Genomic DNA, 21,368 nt, shown 5'->3' on the forward strand with positions numbered 1-21,368 from the left:
CGTCCATCCGACGCGCATGTGGAGCGGAAGCCAAAAGAACAATCCAGACAAGGTTCCAGCACAAGGAACCGCGTGAAGGAACTTTCATAGGGAAAATGGAAATGATCAAGAACGCGACCTTTACGACCCGGCGCCTGGAAGCGTCATTGCTGGCTCTGGGTATCGCCCTTTCGGCGGCTCTGCCTGTTGCCGCACAGTCCACGCCCGCACCGACATCGGGCGGTGACGCGCTGGAAGAGATCATCGTCACCGGTTTCCGGGCCTCGCTGAACAGCGCACTGAACCTGAAGCGCAACGAAGCGGCGGCAGTTGACGCTATCGTGGCCGAAGATATCGGTAAGTTCCCGGACAGCAACCTGGCCGAAAGCATGCAGCGCGTGCCCGGCGTTGCCCTGGCGCGCGGTGATGGCGGCGAGGGCCGCAACATCTCCGTCCGCGGCTTGGGCGCAGGCTTCACCCGCGTGCGCATCAATGGCATGGAAGGCACCTCGCAGACCGGTTCGTCCGACATCTATGGTGCCGGCAATGCGGGCCGCTCTTTCGATTTCAACGTCTTCTCGACCGAAATTTTCTCTGCCCTTTCCGTTCGCAAGACCCCGTCGGCCGATGTTGAAGAAGGATCGCTGGGCGCGACGGTGGATCTGGATGCGCCCAAGCCGTTCGATTTTCGTCAGGACAGCGTCATCACCGCCACGGCCAAGGGCGTCTATAACGGTGTTTCAAAGAAGGTGGACCCGCGCGGATCGGTGCTGGTCTCGCAGAAATTCGGTGACGAAGGGCAGTTTGGCGTCCTCGGCTCGCTCTCATATCAGCAGCGCAACATCCGCGAAGTTGGCTATTCCGCCGTGGACCTTCTGTCGGCCAATGCCAACGGCCTGTTCTGCGCGCCGATCGGTGTGACCCCTGTCTATCCTGCCGTCTCGGCGGCGAAGGGTACGACAGACACAATGTGTTCCACCAACAACCCTCGCACCGGCACGCTGACAGCCTGGAATACGATCCAGGCCCTGCGCCGCGCCGACCTGCCCAACACACCGGGTTCCGGGGCCTTTATCCCGCGCCTGCCGCGTTACCTGAACTCCACCCAGGACCAGGAACGTATTGGCGCCAGCCTGACGCTTCAGTATCAGCCCGATGAAAATACCGACATCTCCATCGATACACTTTATTCCCGTTTTGATGTGACACGCCGCGACAACTATATCGCCAATATCTCCTTCGCGCGCTCCATCACCAATAACGGCCAGCCGATGGTATCGGTTCGCGATATTCAGTTCGATCAGAACGGATCGCTGGTCTATGGTCTGTTTGACGGTGTCGATGTCCGGTCCGAAGGGCTGGTTGACCACTTTGTCTCCAGCTTCAAGCAGGCCAACCTGGATTTCGAACATCGCTTCAGTGATGCGTTCGAGGTTTCCGGTCTGGTCGGTTTCAACCGGTCGGAACTGGACGGCAAGCGCCGTTTCCAGACTTTCATGGACGCGATTGATACCGACAATTTCTCCATCGATTTCCGCGATGGCGGCACCACGCCCAAGCTGGGCTTCGGCTTTGATGTCTCCAACCCCGCCAACTTTACCTATGCCCCGCCCCAGGCAGACGGCACGGTGACGGGCGGGTTCAGTCCGCAGGGCCGTCCGCTTTTGCAGCGCACCGACAACCTGACCACAGAGCTGAATTTCGCCTGGACGGTCGCCGACGGTTTCACGCTGAAGACCGGCGGCCAGTTCCGCGAAAGCGATTATAACGTCACTTCTGTACGTGAATACCCCGCCGACATGGCCGTCCGCGCCCTGCCCGCTGGCACCAGCCTGTCCTCACTGACCCGCACGATCAATGGGCTGGATGGGCTGTGGGGTGACAACGCGCCGAAGAGCTGGGCCGCGATTGACGCTGCCAAGTTTGCCGATCTGTTTAATACCGGTGCCATCCGCACCTGCGACTACACCTGTGGTGGCGTCAACAGCCGGGTGCGCGAGCGGGTGAAGAGCGCCTATCTGATGGGCACCTTCGACCTTTACGAGGCGGTCGATCTGCCGGTGCGCGGTGATGCTGGTGTGCGCTATGTCAAGACGGACATGCTGGCGTCGGGTTATATCGCTGTGGCACCGCCGGCGGGCACCACCTCTCCCACCAATCTGATCGGCCGCTTCTCCGAAGCCGAGAACAGCTACGATGACTGGCTGCCGTCGGCCAATGTCGTGTACGAGGCCAGCGAAAATCTGCTGCTGCGCCTGTCCGGTGCCAAGGTTCTGGCACGTCCGGAGCTGGGGGTTCTGACCCCGACCAGCGGTGTCAACCCTGTCACCCGCATCGGCAATGTCAACAACCCGTTCCTGGACCCGATCCGCGCCAATACGTTCGACGTGGCCGCCGAATGGTATTTCCGCCCCGGCTCCCTGCTCTCGGTCGCCTATTTCTACAAGGACATCAAGAGCTTCATTCAGTCGGTCAGCTCTCAGGTGCCGTTCAGCGATCTGGGACTGCCTGACGCGCTGCTGGCAGGGTCCAACACAGTCGCCAGCGAAATCTTCACCGTCTCGCGTCCCTTCAACACGCCGGGCGGCCCGTTGAAGGGTTTTGAAATCAACGCCCAGGTTCCCTTCACTTTCCTGGATGGCGTGTGGGCCAATTTCGGTGTGTTGGCCAACTACACCCGCGTCACCTCCAAGATCAATTACATCCTGGCATCCGCCGGGGGTGTCCCGACGGTGACGACAACCGCGGATCTGATCGGCCTGTCGAAGAACACGATGTCGGGCACGCTGTATTATGAAGATGACGAGTTCTCGATCCGCACCACGGCCAACTATCGTGACCGTTTCATCCGGGGCATCCCGGCCTCTCCGGGCAGCGACCTGCAGGGCAATTCGCCCACACTCTATGTTGATGCCGCTGCTTCCTACAATCTCACGCCGGAAATCAAGCTGATCCTGGAAGCCCAGAACCTGACCGATGAACAGAACCGTCTGTACACGGACAGTAAGCGCCAGGACACGCTGTTTGAAACCCGTATCGGTCGTACCGTTACGGCCGGTGTGAACGTCCGGTTCTGATCATTCCGTTAAACAATGAGGCGTCGCCGGTCCCGCAAGGCCGGCGACGTTTTCTATTTCATGGCGCACGGAGGCCGGCCAGCAACAGCGCCAGACCGCCCAGGGCAGCCGACATGCCCTGTCCCTGGTCCGGCAGATACATGGTGGGGAACCAGGGCCGCACGGGAGTGCCCAACCGTGTCCAATCGGGCGGGCCCAAACGCCAGACCGGCACCCCTAAGGCCCCGGCCATTTCACCAACAGCGGTGGGGGCGGTAATCACCAGATCCAAGGCCGCGATCAGGGCCGCCTGCCCTTCCAGGTCATCATCCAGGTCCAAATCAGCAAAGTGATGAAGGTCGAATGTGGCCTTATCCCAGGCCTCCAGCCGGTCGCCCCGTTGCAAACTGATCAGTTGCACGTCCGGTAGATGAGCCAGTGACGTCAGATCGGCCAGGGGGAAGTAGTTCTCCTGGCGGTCGGCATTCATCAGCGCGGAACGCCAGCAGACGCCAATTTTCAACCCAGAGCCCAGCGCCGCCAGCCGATCCCGCCAGTCCACCAGCAGGTCTTCGCGGGGGAGCAAATAAGGGGCCGGCATCTGATCGCCCAAACAGCGCCAAAGATTGGAAGCCACATCACCTGCGGCAATGCCATAATCAGCGTCCGTCGGGTTTTTGGTTGGAGGCCGCACTGTGGCGGCCGGAAACGCCCGCGCGAACAGCGTAACCAGACGCGGATCCACCTCCATTATCAGATGGGCCCCACGGTCGATCAGGGCCGGATAGAGGGCTGCGAACATCAACTGATCGCCCAGCCCCTGTTCGCCCCAGACCAGCAAGCGTTTACCCGGTAACTCCTGCCCCTGCCAGACCGGCAGTGACAATTGGCGGCCGCGGATGGAAGGTGTTGCCCGGAAACGGGCACCATAACCCAACCAGCCGCTGTTCAGACGCCCCGCCGCAAGATCAAATCGGCCAAGGTTGTAGCAGGCGCTGGCCAGACCCGGCGCCAGATCAAGGGCGTGGACAAAATGGCGCCGTGCTTCTGCGCGCCGACCGGCCGCCTCGGCCACCCGGCCCAGGCTGTTCCACGCTTCCGCCTGCTGCGGGTCCAGGGCAAGGGCGGCGCGCAGTTCAGCTTCCGCTGCTTGCATGTCGCCCATCTGCCGCAAGGCATCCCCCAGGCCGGCCTGGGTTGTCGCCTGCGCTCCGCCCAGAACAAGGGCTTGGCGAAAGGCCACGACAGCTTGATCCGGTTTGTCGTTGTCCTTCAAGGCCACAGCCAGATTGGCATGCGCGATCGCAAAACGGCCATCAAAGGCGATCGCCCGTTGATGGGCCTTGATGGCTTCAGCCAGCCGGCCTTGCATCCGCAGCGCGTTGCCCAGATTGGTCCAGGTCACCGGATCGACCGGCCGTTGCGCGAGGGCGCGGCGATAAGCGGTTTCCGCCTGGACAGGCCGGTCCAATTCCTGGCGCAGGTTCCCCAGATTGACCCAGGCGGGGGTGTAATCCGGAGCTGCGGCAACGGCTCGCTCCATGAAGGATTCCGCCTGATCGGCATGGCCTGTCTGCTGCAAGGCCAGTCCCAACAGATGCAACGCCTCCGGTGGCTCACCGCCGCGGCGGATCAGGGCGCGGTAAAACGGGATGGCGCTGGATGGGTCTCCCTCCCGCTGACGCTCAATTCCACGCTGCAGCCAGCCAGACGGGTCACCATCCGGTTCCTGTGCCCTCAGGGCCGACAGGGCCCTGACGACCATCGGCACCTGCTGGGCCGGGCGTGTGCCCACGGGAACGGAGAAAACCCGCATCGCGGCGAACCAGGGCCGAATGGCCGTCCCCAGGCGGGTCCAATCCGCCTCGCCCGACACCCGCCAGACGGGAACACCCAGGGCACCGGCCATCTCCCCCACGGCCGTCGCGACAGAAATCACCAGATCAAGCCCGGCCGTCAGTGCCAGTGCCGTCTCCAGATCATCCCGCAGGTCAACACCATCCCACCGATGCACGCGGACGTCATGCGCTGTTTCCAGCGCCGTGATTTCTGCCTGGCCACCATCATATTGCAGGGAGACGACTTGGACGCCCGGTAACTGCAAAAGCGGCAGCCAGTCCTTCAGCTCTGTGTAAAACGCATCGCGGTCGGCCGTCCGCAAGTGGCTGCGCCAGCACAGGCCAACCCGCAGTCCGGGTGGCAGCGCCGCCAACCGATCGCGCCAAAGCGCCGATCGGTCTGGCAGCGCGTGGAGGATGGCAGACCCCGTCCATTCGGCAAGATCGGGGGCCAGGAACTGCGGCAGGCTGCCGGCCGCGACCTGACAATCCGCTGCCACCGCCGTGCCCTCGGCAACAACCGTAGCGAAGGGCAACGCGCGGGCAAAAATCGGAACCAGACGCGGTTCCGCCCATAGGGTGATGCGGCCGTTCAGGCCAGCCAGCCGGGCGTAATGTGTGGCGAACATAATCTCATCGCCCAACCCTTGTTCCCGCCAGACCAGCAGATGACGTCCGGCCAAATTCTGTCCGTCCCAGGCGGGAATGCCAGGAAGGTGGCCGCGGACAACCTCCCCACTGTCGAAACGCGCCTCATGCCCAGACCAGCCGGCAGCGAAATCCCCCTGCGACAGGGCCAGCAACCCGTCATTATAAAGCGCGCGTGCATATCCCGGTCGAATGGAAAGGGCCTGCGCCAACCCCTGGCGTGCGGCCTGCCGGTCACCGGTTGCCGCCCTGACCATAGCCAGGTTAACCGCCGCTTCGGCATAGTGCGGGTCGATGGCCAGGGCCCGCTCCTGACAGGCCACGGCCTCTGCCACCTCTCCCATCGCTGACAGACACAGACCCAGATCGCTCCATGCCTCGGGCATAGTGGCAGACAGGTTCAAAGCGTGGCGATGGCTCTCCGCCGCTTCGCGATAGCGTCCCAGATGGCGCAGCACCACGCCCAGATTGACCAGGGCGCGTGGATAGGCCGGCCGCAGGCCCAGGGCCCGACGGTGGGATTTCTCCGCCGCCGCATATCGACGCAATTCCACCTGGGTGGCGCCCAGATTGGTCCAGGCCTCTGCGTAATCGGCACGCCGGGCCAGCGCCTCACGGAAGGCCCGTTCCGCGTCCCCGAACAGGCCCAAGGTTTTCAGGATACTGCCACGGGTATTGTGAAAGACGGCAAAGTCGGGGTCGAGGGCCAAGGCCCGGTCCACCAGCGGCAGCGCCTCAGCCGGTCGCCCTGTCTGTAACAACACCTGCGCCAAAAGATGCTGGGCATCCACGGCGTCCGGGGTGGCGACCAGGATGGCACGATAACCGGCCTCCGCCCCAATCAGGTCACCCGCCTGATGCTGCTGAAGAACAAGTTCCAGAGGCGGGGGTGCGGTTGTAGGTGGGGTCAATGCGGCCACCGTTGCACTTACGATCTCCGCCAGGGTACGCCGCATGATCGGCAGGGTATCGCGGACTGACGGCGACTGGAACAACCGCATGGTCGGAAACCAGGGTTTGACCGCCGTCCCCACCCCGCTCCAGTCTGGCGCGATCTGAAAACGCCAGACAGGGACACCCAATGCCCCGGCAATTTCTCCGATGGCTGTTGGCGCCGTAATCACCAGATCAAGTCCGGCAACCAAGGCAGCCACGGTTTCCAGATCATCGGTCAAATCCAGGTCAGAAAAATCATGCAGATGCAGGCCATGCCGGGCCGCCAGTTCCGCAATCTCCGCCGCGGCACCGTCATATTGCAGGCTGATCGGCACGATGCCGGGCAGGGTCAGAAGCGGCAATAACTCGGTCAAGCGCAGATAGACAAAGGCGCGATCCCCGCTGGTATCACGCGAGCGCCAGCAGAAACCCACGCGCAAGCCTGGTGGCAGACTGGACAGACGCTGAGACAGGGCCGTCACCCGCACCGGGTCGGGCACCATCCAAGGGGTCTGGTCGCGGAACGTGGCAATATGGGGGCGCAGCACCGCCGGCAGGTTGCCCATGGGGCAGTGGAAATCCGCATCACAGGGATCATCACTTTCCGGGCGCGCGATGACACCGGGAAAGGATCGGGTGATCAATCCCGTCAGACGCCGATCACATTCCACCACGATCTCGGCACCCGCAGCCTTGACGTCACCAATCAGGCTGAGAAACAAGATTTCGTCGCCGATCCCCTGTTCGCGCCAGACCAGCAATCGTCGGCCGGCCAGGTTCTCCCCCTGCCATTGCGGGAGGGTGAAGTGCCGGTCCGGTGTCACCTGACCTGACGCGAAACGGGCACGATAGTCAGCCCACCCGCCAACCAGATCACCGAAACCCAAACGCAGATGCGCCCGGTTAGCGCGCGCCAACACGTTGTCAGGGTCGGTGTCCAGCACCTGATCCAACAGCGCCAGCGCCTCTTGCGACCGGCCCTGGATGACGCGGATGCGCGACATGTCAATCAGGACCGGGGCATAACCGGGTTCAAGCGTCAGTGCGCGGGCCAGGGCCGCCTCCGCACCTGCAACATCGTGTGACCGGAACAATGCATAGCCCAGACCGGCCCAGACCTCGACCCGGTTCGGGTCAATCGCCTGCGCCTTGCGCAGGGCCGCCACGGCCTCTGCGAACCGATGACGGCTGCGCAGGGCCGTGGCCATGTTCACCCAGCCGGAGAGCAGTGTCGGATCGGCTGTAACCGCTGCCTGGTGTGACAGAATCGCCGCTTCGTCCTTGTTCTTCGCCTGCCAGACCAGCCCCAGGGCATCATGAGCATGGGCCATGCCGGGTTGGCGGGCCAGCACGCCGTTCAGGATCATTTCCGCACGATCAAGATTGCCTTGTTCGATCAGGCAAAGGGCAAGATTGACGCTGGTGACTGCATGGTGCGGGCGGATTGCCAAGGCCTGATCATAGCGCGCACAGGCGTCATCAAACCGGCCCAAGGTACGCAGGATCCCGGCAAGCCGTGACAGAAGGGTCGCGTCATCGGGGCGTAACTGGGCCGCCTGTTCCAGAAAACCCACCGCCTCGGCCGACCGTCCGGCACGGGCAAGCTGTAACCCCTCGGCGTGGAGTTGGTCGAATTGCAAGCGGTCCGCAGCAGCCACCGGCACTGGCCGCAGGCGGTCAAGGTCGCGGGCCATCTCCGCCAGCACCGCTGCCCAAGGCCGCGGACCCACATCGGTGTAACAACGCATGGTGGCATACCAGGGTCGCAATGCGACCCCAAGCCGGGTCCAGTCGTCATCATTGCCGATCCGCCAGACCGGCGTACCCAGGGCCCCGGCCAGTTCCGAGACCGATGTTGCTGCACTGATCACCAGATCCAGCGCACCGATCAGGGCCGCGACACCGTCAATATCATCACGCAGGTCAATGGCCGGGCGATAAAGGCTGAGGCCCGCCGGCAGACCCGACGCCAGTTCAGCGGCCGTTTCGGGCCGGTCCAGATCATATTGCAGCGGCACCCAGCGGATACCAGGCAGGGCAAACAAGGGCGCAAAATCGGCCAAGTCTGGGTAAAAACCCGTCCGGTCGCCCGTCAACCGGCCACTGCGCCAGCAGAAACCGACTGTCAGCGCAGGCCCGTCAGCGGTCAGCAACCCACGCCAGGTTTCCAATTTGTCCGGAGCGGCCCGCAACCAGGCATTGCCCGTAAAACGGGAAAGACCGGGCCGGGCCAGCCGCGGGAGTGTGCCGGCCGCAATCTGCAGGTCGGCCATGGCGGTGCTGCCGGCCGGTGCCACCGTCAGGTGCGGAAAAGACCGAGCAAACAAGCGCAGCAGACGCGGTTCACATTCCACTGTGACGGGTCCGTCGAGACCCTTCAGGTCGGGGAAGATGCTGGAAAACAAGATTTCATCGCCAAGCCCCTGTTCGGGCCAAATCAGGAGATGGCGCCCTTCCAGCATCTGACCCTGCCAGAATGGCAGGTCGAGCTCGCGCGTCCGTTGCCGCTGCCGGGCGCGAAACCGTTCTTCATAGTCCGTCCAGCCTTGGGTCAACCGGCCCTGCGCCAGATGGTCAAGCGACAGGTTAAACCGGGCCACCGGCTGTGCCGGGTCCAGGTCAACCGCCCGGCGGAACTGGTCAACCGCGCCCGGATCACTGCGCCGCCGCAACAGAGTGCCGAGATTGGCATAGGCGACGGCAAGATCGGGGCGGTGGCGCAGGGCTGTGCGCTGACATTCCTCTGCTTCTGCAAACCGGCCGAGTTCCAGGAGTGCGACCCCCAGATTGGACCAGGCATCGGCGCGGGCAGGGTCGGCGGCCAAGGCCCGGCGGGCGGCCTTTTCCGCCGCATCCGGCCGGTTCTGTTCCAAAAGCACGGCCGCGAGATTTGACCAGGCATCGATCAGCTTCGGGTTGGCGGCCAGGGCAGCGCGAAAGGCCTGTTCGGCGGCGGCGAACTGGCGGTACTGCATCAGCAGACCACCCAGATTGTTCTGGATCGCCGCCGATCCCGGCGCAGCGGCGGCTGCATCCATCACCAGCCGCAACCCTTCCTCGTCCTGCCCATTCTGACAAAGCGCCAGACCCAGCAAATGCGATATCTCCGCATTGCCGGGCAGGATTTCCCGTACTTTCCGATACAGGCTGATGGCCCCGCGCAGATCACCGCGTTGATGACTGGCTATGGCGGCATCCAACAAACTGGACGGCGAGTCGGGTTTCGGCGGGGTTTTCCGGTCCATTTCGGGCCTGTCTGGGGCGGGCTGCCAACACCTTAGCCCAAGCGACCTGCCGGAACCAACCCGGATGGCATCGGCACAAAGCATCAATCTGCGGAAAGACTTAACCCTGACCGGCAAACTGGCTAGCATGGGCGATTGCCAGCCCGCCAGCGAACCGGAATCCGATGAGCACCGAGCCTACCCGAGCCCCCGCCCTGTTCAAGGGCGCGTCCATCCTGATCACCGGCGGCACCGGATCATTTGGCCGGCAGTTCACGCGGTTCCTGCTCAAACATGGCAAGCCGCGCCGCGTGGTGATCTTCTCCCGCGATGAATTCAAACAATATGAGATGCAGCAGCAATTCGCGGACATGGATAACCGCGATGCCTTGCGCTTTTTCATCGGCGATATCCGCGATCAGCAACGCCTGTCCATGGCGATGCGCGAGATTGATTATTGCATCCACGCCGCCGCCCTGAAGCATGTGCCCACGGCCGAATACAATCCCATCGAATGTATCCGCACCAATATCAATGGCGCGGAAAACGTGGTGCAGGCGGCCTTGGCCAACAAGGTCAAGAAGGTCGTCGCCCTGTCGACCGACAAGGCGGCAAGCCCGGTGAACCTTTATGGCGCTTCCAAATTGGCGTCGGATAAGATTTTCGTGGCCTCCAACAATCTGTCCGGGTCCGTGGGAACACGGTTTGCCGCCGTGCGTTACGGCAATGTGGTGGGCTCCCGCGGGTCCGTGGTGCCATTCTTCCGCCGTCTGATTGCCGAAGGCGCCAGCGAGCTTCCGATAACCGACGAACGAATGACGCGTTTCTGGATCACCTTGAACAAGGGTGTAGATTTTGTTGCGTCCTCCTTCGCCATGATGCAGGGCGGGGAGATTTTTGTGCCCAAGATACCTTCCATGCGGATTGTGGACTTGGCCCGTACCATGGCCCCCCACCTTCCCCACCGGATCGTGGGCATTCGGCCGGGTGAAAAACTGCATGAAATCATGATCACCGAGGATGACGCCCGTCAAACGATGGAGTTGCCCGACCGTTACATCATTGAGCCCGCCTTTAACTGGTGGGATCGCGGCCCCTATGCCAAGCAGGGGGCGCATCCGGTCCCCGATGGGTTCAGCTATCGCAGCGACACCAACCCGGAATGGTTGTCGGACGACGCCATGCGCGGTCTGCTGGAGCGTTCTTCGTGACAGCTCGTTTCTTGCCCTATGGACGGCAATGGATCGACGAAGCCGATATCGCCGCTGTTGAGCAGGTGCTGCGGGGCGACTGGCTGACCCAAGGCCCGTCAGTCGGCTGGTTTGAGCGGGCCTTTGCCGAAAAGGTCGGTGCGCGCCATGCCATCGCCTGTGCCAATGCCACGGCGGCGCTGCACCTGTGCATGCTGGCGCTGAACCTGGAACCTGACGACGCGGTCGTCGTGCCCAGCGTCACCTTCCTGGCCACGGCCAATGCCGTACGATATGTCGGTGCCCAGGTTGCCTTTGCCGATGTCGATCCGCAGTCCGGCCTGATGCGCCGTCAGGATGCGGAAGACGCCATCCGTCGGGCCGAAGCGCGGGGATGGCGGGTCCGGGCCGTGATACCAGTCCATCTGGCCGGGCAGACAGCCGATATGGCGGGCCTGTCGGCCCTGGCCCGTGAGCGGGCCCTCTCCATCGTCGAGGATGCGGCGCATGCGGTGGGCACGCACCTGACCGGGCCCGATGGGCAGAAGGTCGCCGTCGGTGCGTGTGATCGGTCTGATCTCGCCTGTTTCTCTTTTCATCCGGTAAAGACCATGGCCACGGGTGAGGGTGGCATGGTCACCACCAATGACGACGCCCTGGCCCGGCGCATCCGCGTAGCAGTCAGCCATGGCATGACACGCGACCCGGCAGAATTCAGCGATACCCTCGCAGCCACCGCCGCCAGCGGACAGCCCAACCCCTGGTACTATGAGATGGGGGAGATCGGGCTCAATTACCGGATGACGGATCTGCAGGCCGCATTGGGCTTGTCACAACTGTCGAAACTTGACGCTTTTGTCCGCGCCCGTCAGACACTGGTCGATGCCTATGACATGGCACTTGCACCCCTGGCGCCTGTGCTGCGTCCTGCGGCGAAGGTACCGGGCGTGTCCGCTGGCTGGCATCTTTATGTCGCCCTGATTGATTTCGCGGCACTGGGACTGGACCGGGCTGCCGTCATGGGCCGGTTGCGGCAGGATGGCGTGGGCAGCCAGGTCCATTACATCCCCGTCCACACCCAGCCCTATTATCGTCGCCTATATGGTGACCTGACTCTGCCGGGCGCGCAGTCATGGTATCATCACTGCCTTTCCTTGCCGCTCTATCCCGCCATGTCAATGACCGACCATGACCGGGTGGTGGCCACGTTGACCCGTCTCATCAAAGGGTAAAGCATGCCTGCCCTTGTCAATCCCATGGACCTGTCGGGCCGCCATATACTGGTCACCGGGGCATCGGCCGGGATCGGCAGAGCCACGGCCATGTTAGCCGCAGGGCTGGGCGCCCGTATCACGATCACCGGTCGCGATGCAGCACGGCTGGCAGCAACTCTGGCGGCACTCCCCGGAGACGGTCATCGGGCCGATACTTTCGACCTGTCTGCCATCGACGCCATCCCCGGCTGGATAAAGACGGTGGCACAGGCCAATGGGCCCATTGACGGCCTGGCCCATTGTGCGGGCATTCAGACCCTGCGCCCCATCCGCATCTTCCAGGCGGATTTCTTTGAGGAGGTGATGCGCACCAATCTCGGGGCGTCGCTGGCCCTGGCCAAGGGCCTGCGGCAGAAGGGTGTGAAGGCGGGCAAAGCCAGTCTGGTCTATATCTCCTCCACCGCCGCCACCGCCGCCTCACCCGCCAATGTGGTCTATGCGGCGGCCAAGGGCGGCATTATTGCCGCGACCAAGGGGCTGTCAGCCGAATTGCTGCCGGACGCCATCCGCGTCAATTGTGTGGTGCCCAGTATCGTGATGACCGAACTGATCGAACGCGGCTTTGAGAAACTCAACGCCGACCAGATCGATCATCTGGAAAAGCTGCAACCGCTGGGCTTTGGCCATCCCGATGATGTGGCCAATGCCATCTGTTTCCTGCTGTCCGATGCTGCGCGCTGGATCACCGGCACCGCCATGGTGGTGGATGGGGGGCGGACGGCATGACAGGCTGGGCACTGCTGGGGCAAGCGGGCGATCTGGCCGAGCACGGGCAATGGATCACGGGTTGGGTCGGCACTGTACCGGTAGTGGTGCGCAACTTCAGCGGAAGCCTGCGCGGCTTCCGCAATGTCTGTTCCCACCGTTTTGCCCTGATGCTGACCGAACCAGCCGGTCGGGGACCTTTGCGGTGCCCCTATCACGCATGGGTCTATGATGCCGAGGGTATACCCAAGACCATTCCCTTTAACGACAGCGATTTCCATCTGGATGACACGGCGCGACAGGCACTGGCCCTGCCCGCGGTGGCGGTGTGCCTGACCGGCGGACTGATCTTCGTGAACCTGCAAGCCGATGCCGATCCGGCCCTGCCCGCGCAGTGGCTGACCAACGGTGACGGCACATTGCCCGACGGATCCGTCATTAAAGCGGATGGTACGATCCAGCACCGGTCCACAAAGGCCAGGACGGGTCCATGCTGAATTTTGATCAGGCACCACCGCGCCATTGCCTTCTGCCGCACCGCTGGTTCACGGACGCATCAGCCTATGTTTTGGAAAAAGGTGCCTTGGCGCGCCACCTGCCCTGGCGATATGCCGGGCTGGCCGGGGATGATGTCGATGGTGCCGATCTTGTCTCACTGGGGGGATTCCTGTTCCGACAACAGGTGCCGGATGCACCGCCGTTGGCCGAGTGGTTAGGCCCTTTTGCGGCAGACCTGTTGGCACGCGCGACGGCACTGGACAGCCCGGTGGCGCAGGATGCGGCGGTATTCGCCGCCAACTGGAAGATCCTGGTGGAGAACACGCTGGATGATTTCCATGGTCCTACCGTGCACCCGCATACCATCCACCCTGCTGTCCATGCCGACTGGCGCCAGCATCTGTCAACCAAACGGGCCGGACCACATAGCCGATCCAGTTGGAAACTGGCCGATGCCACGGCCGCATGGTGGCAGAAGCTGGTCGCGCGGGGCGGGCTGCGCCGGTTCGCAGACCAGGACCGTTACGACCATGTCTTCATTTTCCCCGACCTTTATGTTGCCAGCTTCTATGGAACAATGGTGATTGTTCATCGGGTGGTGCCAGAGGCGGTGGACCGGTCACGGCTGGAATGGCGGACGTTCCTGCCCAGCAACGGTTTGGTGGATGCGAAATCCGCCAGTTTCCGGCGCGGGCTGGTGGCCATGCTGTCCGCCGCTGCCCGCCAGGTGATTGAAGAAGACAAACCGCTTTGCGAACAGGTGCAGATCGCCCGTGCCGCCGCCATCGGACCCGGCATCCTCGGTTGGCGGGAACAGCGTATCGGTGATGTGCATGCCATGCTTACCCAGCTTCTGGAGAGGCCATGACCAGCCGGCCCCTGAGTTTCCGACTGCCAACACCCGATGATGCCGCCTTGCTGCTAGCCTGGCGCCGTCTGCCAGACATTGCCTCACAATCCTTTTCCGACGTGCCCGATGATGTGGAGCGTCAGCGCGCCTGGATCGAAAAGTCCAACGCCCGCAGCGACTATGTCCACCGCATCATCCAGGTTGACGGGGTGGATGTGGGATATGGCAGCATCACGGTAACCCACGCAGAATGGGGGGTTGGCACCATCGGGGTCTATATGGGTGACCGGCGCGGGCGTACAGGCATCGGCGCGCTGAACTTTGCCCCGATGCTAAACCATTGTTTCTTTCGCCTGGGCCTGCGCAAGCTGGTGAACCAGATTTTCGCAGAGAATCAGAAGGTTTTGAAAGGCCAAACACTGCTGGGATATCGCCATGTCGGGGTGCTGAAGGAACAGGCCCTGAAGGATGGTCAGCCGCGTGATGTCCATTTGTTCGAGATGCGCGCCGCAGACTGGGTCGCGACGCGCCATCGCTTCGGCCTGTTCTATGATCTGGACGGGCAGGATGTGGGGTAACGCCCTACCACCCGCCGCGTTGAAGCCAATCTTCCATCTGATCCATACGATCCGCCCCCCAGAAGGGTTCATGGCCTATAAAGAAGAAGGGGGCACCAAACACACCGCGGGCGATCGCGGCCTCCGTCTCTGCCCGCAGCCTGTCTTTTACCTGTGACTGGGCGATACCGGCCTCCACTGCGTCCCGTTCCAGACCAAGACTGGCAGCGACATCCAGCACATTTTCCGGTAGGGCCATGTCGCGCCCCTCTGCCCAATGTGCCTGGAAGACGGCCCGGGCCAAGGCCGCGGGACTGTGCTCGCCACCTACCTGGTCCAGCCAGTAGAAGGCGCGGGAGGCCGCCAATGATGGAAAGGGGCTTGGGAGCGGCTGGTGCAGCGGGATTTCCCAAAGCCGGGCGCAGCGTGGCACGTCAAGACGCAGATAGTCGCCCTGCAATGGTTTGTTCAGATTGGGCTGACCGCCACTGATCTTGAAGACAGCCCCCAACAGGATCGGGCGCCAGCGTACCGGTCGCCCCACCCTTTGCGACAGGCCATCTACACGCCCGGCGGCCAGATAGGCATAGGGCGAGGCGAAGTCAAAATAGAAGTCGATGACATCACCGCCCATGCGGTCCTCCGGTCACCAGGGGATGCGCCGCCCGTCAAAGGCGAAGAAAGCGCCGCTGTCCGACGCCGTGGCGGCAGCAATGATGCGGCGCATGCCGGCAACGCTGTCGGCGGGCACCACCGGCGCCTTAGGCCCGCCCATATCAGTTTGCACCCATCCCGGATGCAGCACGATACAGGTCACGCCATCATCGCGCCAATCAGCGGCGAGAGAGCGGTTGCCCATGTTGATGGCAGCCTTCGATGCACGATAGGCGTACATTCCGCCGGTTTCATTCTCAGTGATCGATCCAAGTTGGCTGGACACGGTCGCCACCTTGGCGCCTGCCGCCATCAGCGGCTTCAGCGCTTGTGCGATCAGTAAGGGGGCCAGGGCGTTGACCTTCATCGCCAGAAGCCAGCCCTCTGCGTCGATACCGTTCCTGGATTGCGCCGGCAGGTCCGGGCCCATGATGCCAGCATTGTTGATCAGCAGGTCGATGGAACGGCCGGCGAGCGCCGTGCCGAATGCTGCAATCGATGCCGGATCATCAACGGACAGGGCCTGTAATTCCACACCCGGCAGTTCAGACAGCCCACCCGGCTGTGCGAGATCCCGGATGGTGGCAATCACGGACCAGCCATCGGCGCTGTATTGCCGGGCAAACTCAAGTCCGATGCCGCGATTAGCACCAGTGATCACGACGGTGGGCATAAGGTTTCCTCCGGACCTGTTTCAGGGTTGGGCGGACAGGGCCGCCGTTAGTTCCCTGATGTTGTCCCCACCCGTAGCGACAAACAAGACCTGATCCAAGGCATCGGGACATTCCCCGACAAAAGCCCGGACCGTTTCGACGGCGATCCGGGCCGCCTGATCCTTGGGAAATCGATAGGCGCCGGTGGAAATGGCGGGGAATGCAATGGACCGCCCCTGCTTTTCCACACACAGCTCCAGTGCGCGGCGGTAACAGCGGGCGAGAACCTTGTCCTCCCCCAACTTGCCGGTAACATAAACGGGGCCGACAGCATGCACGACCCAACGTGCCTTCAGGGCGAAACCGGGTGTGATCCCGGCATCACCACGCCCGACCGGGTCCAGCGCGGTGGCGGCAGCGAACAGGTCCGGTCCCGCCGCCCCATGGATGGCGCGGGACACGCCGGTGCCCCCACCCAGGCCGGGCGCTGCCGCATTGACAATGACATCAACATCCAGAGTCGCGATATCGCCCTGGAGAACCCGCAGATCGGTCACTTCCCGTTCCTTGTATTGATCAGACCATAAAGGCCAGCGTTGCCGTACGGCCACCATCGGTGACAGTCAGGCCCGAAGACATGACCCGCATGATCTCCAGCCCACGGCCCGACTTCGCCTCCGCATTCGCCGCCGGGCGTATGCTGCCTGGATCATATCCATCACCCTGGTCGCTGATGCGGATATTCAGCCGCCCATCAGCCACCCAGGCGGACAGGTCAATACGCCGTGTCGCCTTGTTTGGATCGGCCAGGGTGGCGGTCAGCCGCTGACAGAAGGCATCGAACTGGCTGGGATCATCCACCAGCGAACCGCCCATGGCCAGATTGCCATGCAGAACAGCGTTGATGATCGCTTCATGCAGCGATAATTCCGCGTCATGCCGCACGGTTGCGGGCAGCAGGCCCCGCAGCAGCAAACCCTCACAGAACTGTGCCGCTGTATCCATTGTCCAGGCCAGCCGCGTGGTGAGCGATACCAGCAGATGCCCCTGTTCAAGGGCTGTCCGCAACGCCGCCGCCGGGAGTGTGCCGGGCGGCCCCTGTTCCACGATCGCCGCACAACCGGAACGCAGCGCGGTGACCAAGTCGGCCGCCGCCCCTTCCGGGATCAGGCGGACCAGAACACCTTCCGCATGCGGTCCCGCATCCGCCAAAGGCAAGCCCAGCTCCGCGGCGATGCGAGCCCGTTCGGCCCCGTCCAGCGTTTCACCGGCCACCTTGAAATCCATCGTCCCCCCGCCCTTCATCCGGAAGTGCCCTTCGACTGGTCTACCGCGACTGACCCGCCCCCGTCATCCGACAGATCGACAACCATGGGCGTGCCAACTGAAAATCCATCACCCGGCAGATAGGCCGCTGCGACCCGTCGTGCCAGATCATCACCCGATCGGGCGAATCCGTACAGTGTCTTTCCATCATTCCAGTCGCTCAGAGACGGATTGGTGACTTTGACCGCCCAGAGCCGGTCGACCCGCGTCCATTGCCGATCCACCATGGAAACGACCCGTCTTGGTGAACTACGTAACCTCTCAATTCGTGTTTCCGATGTGGAAATTATTCCCTGCATTTGCGTGATGTGACGCTCTGCTTCCTCCAGTGCCTGTCGGATCGCGGCCTCTTCCTTTTTCGCGTGTCGCAGGGCGGCAGCCGCGATGTTTTTCTCGTCTACCGCGCGCGACAACTTCCGTTCGACGATCCGGATCACCGCCAGCAGACGGCGCCCGGCCATGACCAGAGCGGCCCCAGCCAGTGCCAGCGCCAACAGACTGACAAGGTTCATCCAACTGGTGATCATCAGCCGTCACCGGCGCTGGACGACGAAATGTACGTTAGATCCTGGACTGCATAACCCGAATCGGCAGGAAATTCTGTCGCCAGCATCTGGCGTGCCGAACGCTCCCCCGGTGCCCAGATCCGCACGGTGTTCGTATAGCGCCAGATTACCGGGGCGCTGTCGAAATCGCGCTGTGCCTGTTCGGCCAACAGGCGGTTAGCGACACCGGCGCTGAACAGGCTGTCAGCCACACCCTGGCGGCCCAACTCATGCCAGACCTCAACCCGATCACGCTCCACCGCACTCAGGGTCATTTCAAGACGCGACACGTGCGATTTCATGCGGAAACGCTCGGCATTACGCCGATCACGCTGAGCAGCATTTTCCCTGTTGCGGGCCAGCAGCTTCTCCAGCGCTGCCTGCGCCTCCCGTGTTTCCCGCTTAACCTTTTCATGGTCGGCCACCCATTCATAAATGTCAGGGATCACGACACGCAGCATCTCCAGCAGGACGATCGCAACAAGGCAGGCGGCAGCCCCTGACAGGATAACAATGTCAGAGGTTGACAATTCCAGTTGCATCGCCCCTCCCGACCCACCGCCCGCGATGGCCCAACGTTTGGTGAGGGGGGTGATGATACGAAGACACGCGCCCGACAACAGCGAAATTTTTCACCCGTTGCCCCTGCCCTTGGCTATCCTGCCCCCAACCGGCGCAGATGCGCCAACATTGTCTGTCGTTGAGGAATCTGGTTATGGACAAGGGTTCGCCGAGGGCCATCCTGTTGAAGGATTACACAGCACCGGCCTGGTGGATCGACAGTGTCGATCTGTCGTTCGACCTGCGGGACGGGGGAACCCTGGTCACCTCCCGCCTGGGCCTTCGCCGCAACCCGGATGTGATCCGTTCTCCCCTGGTTTTGGACGGCCAGGACCTGGAGCTGCTCTCGGTTACGGTCGGCAACCGCCCGCTGGGTCCCGATGATTACGCTTTCACACCCGACCATCTGACCATACCCGACCTGCCGGGCGATCAGGTGGAGATCGAGATCGTCACCCGCATCCACCCGGAAAAGAACACAGCTCTGGAAGGCCTGTACAAATCGTCGGGCAATTACTGCACCCAATGCGAAGCTGAAGGCTTTCGCAAGATCACCTATTTCCAGGACCGGCCCGATGTGATGGCCAAGTACAGGGTACGGGTCGAAGGCGACAAGGCCGCCTACCCCGTGCTGCTGTCGAATGGCAATCTGGTGGATCAGGGTGACACGGCGGATGGCCGTCACTGGGCGCTGTGGGAAGATCCGTGGCCCAAGCCCTGCTACCTGTTCGCGCTGGTCGCTGGCAATCTGGTGCATATTGAGGACCGGTTCCGCACCCGGTCCGGCCGCGACGTCACCCTGCGCATCTATGTGGAGCCGGGGAACGAGGATAAGTGCAGCCACGCCATGGAGAGCCTTATCAAATCCATGAAATGGGACGAAGATGTCTACGGTCTGGAATATGACCTGGACATTTTCAACATCGTCGCCGTCGGCGATTTCAATATGGGGGCAATGGAGAATAAGTCCCTCAATATCTTCAACACCAAATACATCCTGGCCCGCCCCGACACCGCCACCGATACCGATTTCCTCGGCATCGAGGCGGTGGTGGCGCATGAATATTTCCATAATTGGACCGGCAACCGCGTCACCTGCCGCGACTGGTTCCAGTTAAGCCTGAAGGAAGGGCTGACGGTCTTCCGCGATCAGCAATTCAGTGCCGATATGAACTCTGCGCCTGTGAAGCGCATCCAGGACGTCACCCGCCTGCGTCAGGTTCAGTTCGCCGAAGATGCCGGCCCCACCGCCCATCCGGTGCGTCCCGACAGCTATATCGAAATCAATAACTTCTACACGCCGACTGTTTATGAAAAGGGGGCGGAGGTTCTGCGCATGTACCACACGCTGCTGGGTGCGGCGGGGTATCGGCGCGGCATTGATCTCTATTTCGCCCGCCATGACGGGCAGGCTGTTACGACCGACGATTTCCTGGCCGCCATGCGCGACGCCAATCCGGATGCGGACGTGGATTGGGAACAGTTCCGCCGCTGGTACCAGCAGGCCGGCACCCCCGGCGTCAGTGGCGAGGGTGCGTACGATCCCGCCACCCGCACCTATCGCCTGACCCTGCGCCAATCCTTGGCCCCCACACCGGGCCAACCCACAAAGCTGCCCATGCTGATCCCCGTCGCCCTGGGCCTGGTCGGGCCGGACGGGGCGGATCAGCCGCTGAAATTGTCCGGTGACACCGTCACCACCACGGGCACCCGCGTCCTGGCCCTGACGGATGCGGAACAGAGCTTCACCTTCACCGATGTGCCGGCGGTGCCGGTAGCGTCGCTGTTCCGCGGCTTCTCCGCCCCCATTAAACTGTCCTTCGATTATACGGATGCCGACCTGACCTTCCTGATGGCCCATGACAGCGACCCATTCAATCGCTGGGAAGCCGGACAGACGCTGGCGTCACGCCTGCTGTTGGGGCTGGTGGCAGATCGGGCGGCGGGGCGCGACATGCTGGTGGCGACGGGCTTCATCGATGCCATAGGCGCCACACTGTCCCGGGCATCTGAGGACCCGGCCTTCGCGGCCCTTGCCCTGACCCTGCCGTCGGAGAATTATCTGGGTCAGTTGATGGAGGTGATTGATGTGGACGGCATCCATGCCGCGCGCAACCTGGTCCGCGCTGCCATCGGCCGCACACACCGTGATGCATTGTTGTCCGCCTACCGCGCCAATGCCGAGCAGGGCGTGTTCAGTGTCAGTCCGGAGGCCATAGGTCGCCGCGCCCTGAAGAATGCTGCGCTTGCCTATCTGATGGCCGCCGACGATGCGACAGGCACAGCGCTGACCCTGACACAATATCGTACCGCCACCGGGATGACCGACGTGATCACGGCTCTGGCCCTGATCGCCGACAGCACAATGCCGGAACGCGGTGATGCCCTGGCGAGTTTCGCTGCCAAATGGAAGGATGAGGCGCTGGTCATGGACAAGTGGTTCATGATCCAGGCGACCGCCTCCCGCCCCGACACGCTGGCCAATGTCACGGCGCTGCTGTCCCATGCCAGCTTCAACATCCGTAATCCGAACAAGGTCTATGCCCTGGTCGGCGGCTTCACCAGCAACCCCACGGCCTTCCACGCAGCCGATGGTTCAGGTTACGAATTCCTGGCCGACCGGGTGATCGAGCTGAACCGGCTGAACCCGCAGGTGGCCAGCCGCATGGCCAAATCCTTTGCCCGCTGGCGTAAATATGACGGCGAGCGGCAGGCAGCGGCCAAGGTGGCGCTGGAACGTGTCGCCCATACGCCCGACCTGTCACGCGATGTTTATGAGATCATCGCACGTAGCCTGGAGGCTTGACGAAGAATGCCGGCAACCCAGCCTTAACACCGTTGGGACACCGGCACCCCGGAACGCATTGGCGATGA

15 protein-coding genes are annotated in these 21,368 nt (G+C 62.7%); 8 read left to right on the plus strand and 7 right to left on the minus strand.

Annotation, left to right across the window (positions count from 1 at the left end):
* The first annotated feature begins 101 nt into the window (after positions 1-101).
* A complete protein-coding gene (locus tag CHU95_RS12260; protein ID WP_094456629.1) occupies positions 102-3,056 on the plus strand; it encodes a TonB-dependent receptor in 2,955 nt (984 codons plus the stop codon).
* A 58-nt stretch (positions 3,057-3,114) separates the two neighbouring features.
* Here CHU95_RS12260 and CHU95_RS12265 read toward each other — a convergent pair whose 3' ends face one another.
* Positions 3,115-9,702, minus strand: a complete 6,588-nt coding sequence (locus CHU95_RS12265; protein ID WP_165772137.1) for a tetratricopeptide repeat protein — start codon at positions 9,700-9,702, stop codon at positions 3,115-3,117.
* Between the two features lie 164 nt (positions 9,703-9,866).
* On the opposite strand from CHU95_RS12265, the gene pseB reads away from it, so the two are divergent.
* From pseB to CHU95_RS12295, 6 genes are read left to right on the plus strand one after another with little or no spacing between them, the layout of a single operon-like run.
* A complete protein-coding gene (pseB, locus tag CHU95_RS12270) occupies positions 9,867-10,892 on the plus strand; it encodes a UDP-N-acetylglucosamine 4,6-dehydratase (inverting) (RefSeq protein WP_207762476.1) in 1,026 nt (341 codons plus the stop codon).
* A complete protein-coding gene (pseC, locus tag CHU95_RS12275) occupies positions 10,889-12,103 on the plus strand; it encodes a UDP-4-amino-4,6-dideoxy-N-acetyl-beta-L-altrosamine transaminase (protein ID WP_245838186.1) in 1,215 nt (404 codons plus the stop codon). The genes pseB and pseC overlap by 4 nt, the downstream gene beginning before the upstream one ends.
* Positions 12,104-12,106: 3 nt before the next feature.
* The gene (locus CHU95_RS12280) at positions 12,107-12,871 is read left to right on the plus strand and encodes an SDR family NAD(P)-dependent oxidoreductase (RefSeq protein WP_094456632.1); all 765 of its coding nucleotides are present in this window, start codon (positions 12,107-12,109) and stop codon (positions 12,869-12,871) included.
* The gene (locus tag CHU95_RS12285) at positions 12,868-13,347 is read left to right on the plus strand and encodes a Rieske (2Fe-2S) protein (RefSeq protein ID WP_094456633.1); all 480 of its coding nucleotides are present in this window, start codon (positions 12,868-12,870) and stop codon (positions 13,345-13,347) included. Before CHU95_RS12280 ends, CHU95_RS12285 begins: the two co-directional genes overlap by 4 nt.
* On the plus strand, positions 13,341-14,216 hold the full coding sequence (locus CHU95_RS12290) for an RHO alpha subunit C-terminal catalytic domain-containing protein (RefSeq protein WP_094456634.1): 876 nt from the start codon (positions 13,341-13,343) through the stop codon (positions 14,214-14,216). The genes CHU95_RS12285 and CHU95_RS12290 overlap by 7 nt, the downstream gene beginning before the upstream one ends.
* Positions 14,213-14,776: a GNAT family N-acetyltransferase gene (locus tag CHU95_RS12295; RefSeq protein WP_094456635.1), complete on the plus strand. Its 564-nt coding sequence runs from the start codon at positions 14,213-14,215 to the stop codon at positions 14,774-14,776. Before CHU95_RS12290 ends, CHU95_RS12295 begins: the two co-directional genes overlap by 4 nt.
* Positions 14,777-14,780: 4 nt before the next feature.
* On the opposite strand, the gene CHU95_RS12300 is transcribed toward CHU95_RS12295, so the two are convergent.
* The 6 genes from CHU95_RS12300 to CHU95_RS12325 are packed head-to-tail and all read right to left on the minus strand — an operon-like array spanning position 14,781 to position 18,475.
* Positions 14,781-15,389: a 2-hydroxychromene-2-carboxylate isomerase gene (locus CHU95_RS12300; protein ID WP_094456636.1), complete on the minus strand. Its 609-nt coding sequence runs from the start codon at positions 15,387-15,389 to the stop codon at positions 14,781-14,783.
* A gap of 12 nt (positions 15,390-15,401) precedes the next feature.
* Complete coding sequence (locus CHU95_RS12305) at positions 15,402-16,082, minus strand: SDR family oxidoreductase (RefSeq protein ID WP_094456637.1); 681 nt, start codon at positions 16,080-16,082, stop codon at positions 15,402-15,404.
* A gap of 21 nt (positions 16,083-16,103) precedes the next feature.
* Entirely contained in the window at positions 16,104-16,619 is a 516-nt protein-coding gene (locus tag CHU95_RS12310; RefSeq protein ID WP_245838187.1) for a macro domain-containing protein, read from the minus strand.
* 19 nt (positions 16,620-16,638) lie between these two features.
* Positions 16,639-17,367, minus strand: coding sequence for an ATP-binding protein (locus CHU95_RS12315; RefSeq protein WP_094456639.1), 729 nt, complete (start codon positions 17,365-17,367; stop codon positions 16,639-16,641).
* Positions 17,364-17,915 (minus strand): hypothetical protein, encoded by a 552-nt coding sequence (locus CHU95_RS12320; protein WP_094456640.1) that lies wholly within the window; start codon positions 17,913-17,915, stop codon positions 17,364-17,366. Before CHU95_RS12320 ends, CHU95_RS12315 begins: the two co-directional genes overlap by 4 nt.
* Entirely contained in the window at positions 17,915-18,475 is a 561-nt protein-coding gene (locus tag CHU95_RS12325) for a hypothetical protein (RefSeq protein WP_094456641.1), read from the minus strand. The genes CHU95_RS12320 and CHU95_RS12325 overlap by 1 nt, the downstream gene beginning before the upstream one ends.
* A 173-nt stretch (positions 18,476-18,648) precedes the next feature.
* Between CHU95_RS12325 and pepN the strand changes: the two genes are divergently transcribed.
* A complete protein-coding gene (gene pepN, locus CHU95_RS12330; RefSeq protein WP_094456642.1) occupies positions 18,649-21,300 on the plus strand; it encodes an aminopeptidase N in 2,652 nt (883 codons plus the stop codon).
* The last annotated feature ends 68 nt before the right edge of the window (positions 21,301-21,368 follow it).

Source organism: Niveispirillum lacus (genome assembly GCF_002251795.1).
In the GTDB taxonomy this organism is placed as follows: Bacteria; Pseudomonadota; Alphaproteobacteria; order Azospirillales; family Azospirillaceae; genus Niveispirillum; species Niveispirillum lacus.